The organism is Luteibacter sp. P4_E6, assembly GCF_056401535.1.
In genome coordinates this window covers 1-7,279 of record NZ_JBFUJE010000189.1, presented here as the reverse complement: position 1 = coordinate 7,279, position 7,279 = coordinate 1, and the positions used below count along the sequence as shown (strand labels likewise).

7 protein-coding genes and 1 pseudogene are annotated in these 7,279 nt (G+C 61.0%); all 8 read right to left on the bottom strand.

Going from position 1 to position 7,279, the window contains the following annotated elements:
* A partial coding sequence (gene rplD / locus AC1DT2_RS12550) for a 50S ribosomal protein L4 (RefSeq protein ID WP_477296586.1) occupies positions 1–398 on the bottom strand: 398 nt, incomplete at its 3' end.
* Between the two features lie 11 nt (positions 399–409).
* A complete protein-coding gene (gene rplC, locus AC1DT2_RS12545) occupies positions 410–1,051 on the bottom strand; it encodes a 50S ribosomal protein L3 (RefSeq protein ID WP_063570880.1) in 642 nt (213 codons plus the stop codon).
* A gap of 20 nt (positions 1,052–1,071) precedes the next feature.
* A complete protein-coding gene (gene rpsJ, locus AC1DT2_RS12540) occupies positions 1,072–1,383 on the bottom strand; it encodes a 30S ribosomal protein S10 (RefSeq protein ID WP_036140140.1) in 312 nt (103 codons plus the stop codon).
* Between the two features lie 591 nt (positions 1,384–1,974).
* Positions 1,975–3,165 (bottom strand): elongation factor Tu, encoded by a 1,191-nt coding sequence (tuf, locus tag AC1DT2_RS12535; protein WP_477296585.1) that lies wholly within the window; start codon positions 3,163–3,165, stop codon positions 1,975–1,977.
* Between the two features lie 51 nt (positions 3,166–3,216).
* Entirely contained in the window at positions 3,217–5,340 is a 2,124-nt protein-coding gene (gene fusA / locus AC1DT2_RS12530) for an elongation factor G (protein WP_213950021.1), read from the bottom strand.
* A 29-nt stretch (positions 5,341–5,369) separates the two neighbouring features.
* Complete coding sequence (gene rpsG, locus AC1DT2_RS12525; RefSeq protein WP_063570528.1) at positions 5,370–5,837, bottom strand: 30S ribosomal protein S7; 468 nt, start codon at positions 5,835–5,837, stop codon at positions 5,370–5,372.
* Positions 5,838–5,853: 16 nt separating this feature from the next.
* On the bottom strand, positions 5,854–6,228 hold the full coding sequence (rpsL, locus tag AC1DT2_RS12520) for a 30S ribosomal protein S12 (RefSeq protein WP_046969520.1): 375 nt from the start codon (positions 6,226–6,228) through the stop codon (positions 5,854–5,856).
* 173 nt (positions 6,229–6,401) lie between these two features.
* Positions 6,402–7,279, bottom strand: a pseudogene (locus AC1DT2_RS12515) (DNA-directed RNA polymerase subunit beta'); the annotation flags it as partial.

Sequence of the window (7,279 nt, the reverse complement as noted above, 5' to 3'; positions counted from 1 at the left end):
ATCATGCCCTTGGTGCTCGGGCCTTCGATCGAAAGCTCGGGCACAACCTTCAGGCGACCCTGGCGGGTCAGCTCGGCAACGATCGAACGGATCRCCACACGATAAGCCTTGCGGTTGACCTTCTGCTCGAAGCTACGCGGCTTCGCTGCGAACGTCCTACCACCACCGACGAAGATCGGAGCGCGGTAATCGCCGTGGCGAGCACCGCCGCCCTTCTGCTTCYTGAACTTCTTGGTCGTACCGGACATCTGACCGCGAGACAGCTGAGCCTTCGTACCGGCACGGCCAGCCGCCTGATAGGCGGTGACAACCTGGTGCACGAGGGCCTTCTTGTACTCGCCGCCGAACACTTCGTCCGACACGGTGAGCGCCTTGGCGCCAATAACGTTGAGTTCCATGGCGTCTCTCCTCAGCCCTTGGTCGTCGGACGAATCACGACGTCACCGCCCGGCGCGCCAGGGACTGCGCCCTTGACTGCGATCAGGTGGCGCTCGGCGTCGACCTTGACAACTTCGAGACCCTGCTGGGTGCGGTTGACCGCGCCCATGTGGCCCGACATCTTCTTACCAGGAAACACGCGACCCGGCGTCTGGCGCTGACCGATCGAGCCAGGGGCGCGATGCGACAGCGAGTTACCGTGAGTAGCATCGCCCATCTTGAAATGGTGACGCTTGATGGTGCCCTGGAAACCCTTACCCTTCGACACGCCTGCGACGTCGACCGTCTGACCGACGGTGAACACGTCGTCAGCCTTGATCTCGGTGCCGATCGCGTACTTGCCTGCGTCTTCCGCGGACACGCGGAATTCCCACAGGCCGCGACCCGGCTCAACCTTGGCCTTGGCGTAATGACCCTTTGCGGGGCCCGTCAGCAGCGACGCGCGCTTGACGCCGGTCGTAACCTGCACCGCGCTGTAGCCGTCGTTTTCTTCGGTCTTCACCTGCGTCACACGATTCGGGGTCGCTTCAATCAGCGTCACCGGAATCGAGCGGCCATCTTCGGTGAAGAGCCGGCTCATGCCGCATTTGCGGCCAACTAGTCCGATACTCATCTTCGTATCCTTTATTCCGCTCAGCCGAGCTTGATCTGCACGTCAACGCCAGCCGCAAGATCGAGCTTCATGAGCGCGTCCACGGTTTTGTCGTTGGGGTCGATGATGTCAAGAACGCGCTTGTGAGTACGAGTTTCGTACTGGTCGCGGGCATCTTTATCGACGTGCGGCGACACCAGAATGGTGTAGCGCTCAATCTTGGTCGGCAGGGGGATCGGGCCGAGGACCGTAGCGCCGGTGCGCTTGGCCGTCTCGACGATCTCGCTGGCCGAACGATCGATCAGACGATGATCGAACGCCTTGAGCCGAATGCGAATCTTTTGGTTCGCCATAAAAACCGTGTCCTGTTATCGAAAGAACGTTCTTGTGATTCGGAATGGCTTCTCGCCACCCCGCACAACCCAATTACCTAACTACGGGTGCTGCAACGGGCCACTCTGGAACGGTAAAAACCGCCCGGAATGACCCGAAAAGTTCAGGCAGACCGAGTTATCGGCCTGCCCAGACAGAAAAGTATAGAATACACAACGAATTGGGTCAACAGAGCTTCCGCCCCGTGGCCCGTTGGCACTCTACCCGGCATCCTTGCCTGCGAACTCGAAGCACATTCCGTGCACCTCATTTCGCTGTGTGTCGGCGCCCTTGAAGGGCACTCGACGTATATAACCCGACGAATATATCGGATCCAAGGAAAAAAGGGAAGCTTTTCCATCAGGAAATGTCGGAGCCGATTCATCGGCGAAAAGCCAACGAAGCGGAATAGCCCCACCCTGCCCTGCCCGTTATCTAGGACCAGCTTCAGGGGCGATAGCCAGGTCGCTGCAACCCCATCGCCGGCATAGCTGGCTCCCACAAAAAAACGGAGGCCCGAAGGCCTCCGTTTTTCGATACCTGGGCAGGTCACCCTGCCCTGGCGATCGTTCTTACTTGTTGATCTTTGCCACGACGCCGGCGCCGACGGTACGACCGCCTTCACGGATCGCGAAACGCAGGCCTTCGTCCATGGCGATCGGGAAGCCCAGCGTGACGTTGATCTTCACGTTGTCACCCGGCATCACCATCTCGACGCCTTCCGGCAGCTTGATCGAACCGGTCACGTCCGTCGTRCGGAAGTAGAACTGCGGACGRTAGTTGSTGAAGAACGGCGTRTGACGRCCRCCCTCGTCCTTCGWCAGGATGTACACCTCACCCTCGAACTCGGTGTGCGGCKTGACCGAACCCGGCTTGSMCAGRAYCTGGCCACGCTCGACGYCKTCACGCTTSASRCCRCGGAYCAGCRCGCCGAYGTTGTCRCCGGCCTGRCCCTGRTCGAGCAGCTTGCGGAACATTTCMACGCCCGTSACCGTCGTGGTCTGGGTGTCCTTCAGACCGATCACTTCGGCCGGGTCACCCACCTTGACGATACCGCGCTCAACACGACCGGTCAGCACCGTACCGCGACCGGAGATCGAGAACACGTCTTCCACCGGCAGCAGGAACGGCTTGTCGATGTCACGCTCCGGCTGCGGGATCCAGCTGTCCAGCGCGTCAACCAGCTTGATGATCGACGGCACGCCGATTTCCGACTGGTCGCCGTCAAGAGCAAGACGGGCCGAACCGTGGATGATCGGGGTGTCGTCGCCCGGGAACTCGTACTTCGACAGCAGTTCGCGGACTTCCATCTCGACCAGCTCGAGCAGCTCGGCGTCGTCCACCATGTCGGCCTTGTTCAGGAACACGACGATGTACGGCACGCCAACCTGGCGCGACAGCAGGATGTGCTCGCGSGTCTGCGGCATCGGGCCRTCRGCRGCCGAGCAMACCAGGATCGCGCCGTCCATYTGCGCCGCACCGGTGATCATGTTCTTSACRTAGTCRGCRTGKCCSGGGCARTCGACGTGSSCRTAGTGGCGSRYCGGCGWYTCATATTCRACGTGSGCSGTCGAGATCGTGATGCCGCGTGCCTTYTCTTCCGGMGCAGCGTCGATCGAACCGTAGTCCTTGAATTCACCGCCAAAACGCTCGGCACCGATCTTCGTCAGTGCAGCCGTCAGCGTGGTCTTGCCGTGATCGACGTGACCGATGGTGCCGACGTTSACGTGCGGCTTCTTRCGYTCGAACTTACCCTTTGCCATGACCTGAAACCTCGAAAAAAAACGTTATAAGTTTAAGAGAAGAAGCCCTTATCAGGACCTCTTCATGACCTCATCGGCGACATTGCTGGGCGCCGGATCGTAATGGTCGAATTCCATGGTGAACGTGGCGCGACCCTGCGACAGCGAACGAATCGTGGTCGCGTAACCGAACATTTCACCAAGCGGAATCATCGCATTGATCGTATTGCCCGACGGCGTTTCTTCCTGACCGGTCAGCATGCCGCGACGGCGCGAAATATCGCCCATCACGTCACCGACATAGTCAGGCGGCGTCACAACTTCGACCTTCATGATCGGCTCGAGCAGTACCGGCTTGGCCTTCGCAAAGCCCTGCTTGAACGCCATCGACGAGGCGAGCTTGAACGCCATTTCCGACGAATCGACGTCATGGTACGAACCGAAGACGAGCTTCACCTTCACGCCGACGACCGGGAAGCCCGCGAGCGGACCGCTGGTGATCGTCTCGCGCAAGCCCTTTTCGACCGACGGAATGAATTCCTTCGGAATCACGCCACCGGAGATGTCGTTGATGAAAAGGAAATCGTCCTTGATCGTGAGCTTCGGATCGGCACGATCGGCATCGGTGATCGGCGACAGTTCGATCACGACGTGACCGTACTGACCCTTACCACCGGACTGCTTGGCGTGCTTGTAGTCCGACTTGACGTCCTGCAGCGTAATCGTTTCGCGATAAGCCACCTGCGGCTTGCCGACGTTGGCTTCGACGTTGAACTCGCGACGCATGCGGTCCACCAGGATGTCCAGGTGAAGCTCGCCCATGCCCGAGATGATCGTCTGACCCGACTCTTCGTCCGTCTTGACGCGGAACGACGGATCTTCCGCGGCCAGACGGCCGAGGGCGACACCCATCTTTTCCTGGTCCGACTTGGTCTTCGGCTCGACCGCCATCGAGATCACCGGCTCCGGGAACGTCATGCGCTCCAGGGTGATGATGTGATCCTGCGCGCAGAGCGTGTCACCGGTCGTGACGTCCTTGAGGCCGACCGCAGCAGCGATATCGCCAGCGCGGACTTCCTTCAGTTCGTGACGCTCGTTGGCGTGCATCTGCAGCATGCGGCCGATGCGCTCCTTCTTCGACTTGACCGGGTTGTACACCGGGTCACCAGCGTTCAGCGTGCCCGAATAGACACGGAAGAACGTCAGCGCACCGACGAACGGATCGGTCATGATCTTGAACGCCAGCGCCGAGAACGGAGCGTCGTCCTTTGCTTCGCGGGTGTCCGGCTGCTCGTTCTCGTCGATACCTTCGACCGGCGGACGGTCGAGCGGCGACGGCAGCAGGTTGACCACCGCGTCGAGCATGGCCTGGACGCCCTTGTTCTTGAAGGCGGTACCGCACAACACCGGAATGATCTCGCTGCGCAGGGTGCGCAGACGCAGACCTTCAATGATCTCGAGCTCGGTCAGCTCTTCGCCACCGAGGTACTTGTCCATGTACGCTTCCGTCGCTTCCGCGGCGGCTTCGATCATTGCCGTACGTGCCGTCGTCGCCTTCTCGAGCAGCTCAGCCGGAATCTCCTTGTACTCGAACTTCATGCCCTGGGACTCCATGTCCCAGTTGATTGCCTTCATCTTGAGGAGGTCGATAACGCCGTCGAAGTTGTCTTCGGCACCGATCGGCACCTGCATCGGCACCGGGTTGGCACCAAGGCGGGCCTTCAGCTGGTCGACGACCTTGTAGAAGTTCGCGCCCGTGCGGTCCATCTTATTGACGAACGCAATGCGCGGAACCTTGTACCGGTTGGCCTGACGCCAGACAGTCTCGGACTGCGGCTGCACACCACCCACGGCACAGAGCACGAACACCGCACCATCGAGCACGCGGAGCGAACGCTCCACTTCGATGGTGAAGTCGACGTGTCCCGGGGTGTCGATGATGTTGAAGCGGTGCTCGGGCAGCGAACGATCCATGCCCTTCCAGAATGCCGTCGTGGCAGCGGAAGTGATGGTGATGCCGCGCTCCTGCTCCTGCTCCATCCAGTCCATCGTCGCCGCACCGTCATGCACCTCGCCAATCTTATGACTGACGCCGGTGTAGAACAGGATGCGCTCCGTGGTCGTGGTCTTGCCGGCATCGATGTGAGCCATGATGCCGAAGTTGCGGTAGCGCTCGATGGGAGTGGTGCGTGCCACGGTCTTTCCTCAATCTGAAGCTGTAGTAATTACCAGCGGTAATGCGAGAAGGCCTTGTTGGCCTCTGCCATACGATGCGTTTCTTCGCGCTTCTTGACAGCGCCGCCACGGGATTCCGAGGCTTCGAGCAGTTCGGCGGCCAGCTTGCGCGGCATGGACGTCTCGCCGCGCTTGCGCGCCGCGTCGATCACCCAGCGCATGGCAAGCGCCATACGGCGGCCCGGACGGACTTCGACCGGAACCTGGTACGTAGCACCACCAACGCGACGCGACTTCACCTCGACGGCCGGGGCGATGTTCGCCAGGGCCTTCTCGACGAGCTGCACCGGCTCACCATGCTTTTCGCTGATGTGCTGGAGGGCGCCGTACACAATGGATTCGGCAACGGACTTCTTACCGGACTTCATCACCATATTGATGAAGCGGGCAATCAGCTGGCTTCCGTGCTTCGGGTCCGGGAGGACCACACGGGCGGGATGGGAACCTTTACGCGACATAATTCTTGTCCTTTGCTCAGCTCTTCGGGCGCTTGGCGCCGTACTTCGAGCGCGACTTGCGACGCTTGGTCACGCCGGCGCAGTCGAGACTGCCGCGAACCGTGTGGTAACGCACACCGGGGAGATCCTTGACGCGACCGCCACGGATCAGGACCACCGAGTGCTCCTGGAGATTATGACCTTCGCCACCGATGTAGCTGATGACTTCGAAACCGTTGGTGAGGCGCACCTTGGCAACCTTACGCAGCGCCGAGTTCGGCTTCTTCGGGGTGGTCGTGTAAACGCGCGTGCAGACGCCGCGACGCTGCGGGCTGCTCTGCAGGGCCGGCGACGCGCTCTTGTACGCCTTCGGGCTGCGGGCTTTGCGAACCAACTGGTTGACTGTCGTCATGCGAAGCTATTCCTGAGAAACATAAAGGCAGACCGAATGATCGGCCCGCCAGATAAGCGTTGTTGACGTGCGCAGCCCGCAAAGCGGGTTGGCGCCCATCGTCCGTGATTCCGAACACGAGGCGCTTCCTTGCGCCTCATTTCGTATGTAACAAGCAAAACCCGTGGAGGGCCTTACTCGGCGCTATCGTTGGACCCGGCGGAGGCCTCTTCGAACGTGACAGCCGGGGTCGAAACCGAGAGGGTTTCGAGCTCCGAGGCCGTCAGACCGCCCTGGCTACGACGCGAAGCGTGGTATGCCAGACCCGTACCCGCAGGGATTAGCCGTCCAACAATAACATTTTCCTTGAGGCCGCGCAACGTGTCGCGGGTGCCACGAACCGCCGCTTCCGTGAGGACGCGGGTGGTTTCCTGGAACGAAGCCGCCGAAATGAACGACTCGGTGGCCAGCGACGCCTTGGTGATACCCAGCAGGATCGACTCGAACCCGGCCCGACGCTCGCCCCGCTTCTCGGCGCGATCGTTTTCCTCGTTGATCCGGACGCGCTCGATCTGCTCGCCGCGCAGGTAGGTGCTGTCACCCGCCTCGGTGATCTCGACCTTGCGCAGCATCTGGCGAATGATCGCTTCGATGTGCTTGTCGTTGATCTTCACGCCCTGCAGGCGGTAGACGTCCTGGATTTCCTTGACCAGGTACGAGGCCAGCGGCTCGACACCCAGCAGGCGCAGGATGTCATGCGGATTCGGCTCGCCGTCGACGACGGTCTCGCCCTTCTCCACGTGCTCGCCTTCGAAGACGATGACCTGACGCCACTTGGGAATCAGCTCCTCGTGCTCGTTGCCGTCCACATCCTTGATGATCAGGCGCTGCTTGCCCTTGGTGTCCTTGCCGAAGCTGACGATACCCGAGCGCTCCGCGAGGATCGCCGGCTCCTTCGGCTTGCGGGCTTCGAACAGGTCGGCAACGCGCGGCAGACCACCCGTGATGTCGCGGGTCTTCGAGGTTTCCTGCGGGATACGGGCGACAACGTCACCCACGCCCACTTCGGTAC

Excerpts from the sequence above, each read along its gene's own strand:
- rplC (WP_063570880.1), bottom strand. The coding sequence starts at position 1,051 with ATGAGTATCGGACTAGTTGGCCGCAAATGCGGCATGAGCCGGCTCTTC.
- rpsJ (WP_036140140.1), bottom strand. The coding sequence starts at position 1,383 with ATGGCGAACCAAAAGATTCGCATTCGGCTCAAGGCGTTCGATCATCGT.
- rpsG (WP_063570528.1), bottom strand. The coding sequence starts at position 5,837 with ATGTCGCGTAAAGGTTCCCATCCCGCCCGTGTGGTCCTCCCGGACCCG.
- rpsL (WP_046969520.1), bottom strand. The coding sequence starts at position 6,228 with ATGACGACAGTCAACCAGTTGGTTCGCAAAGCCCGCAGCCCGAAGGCG.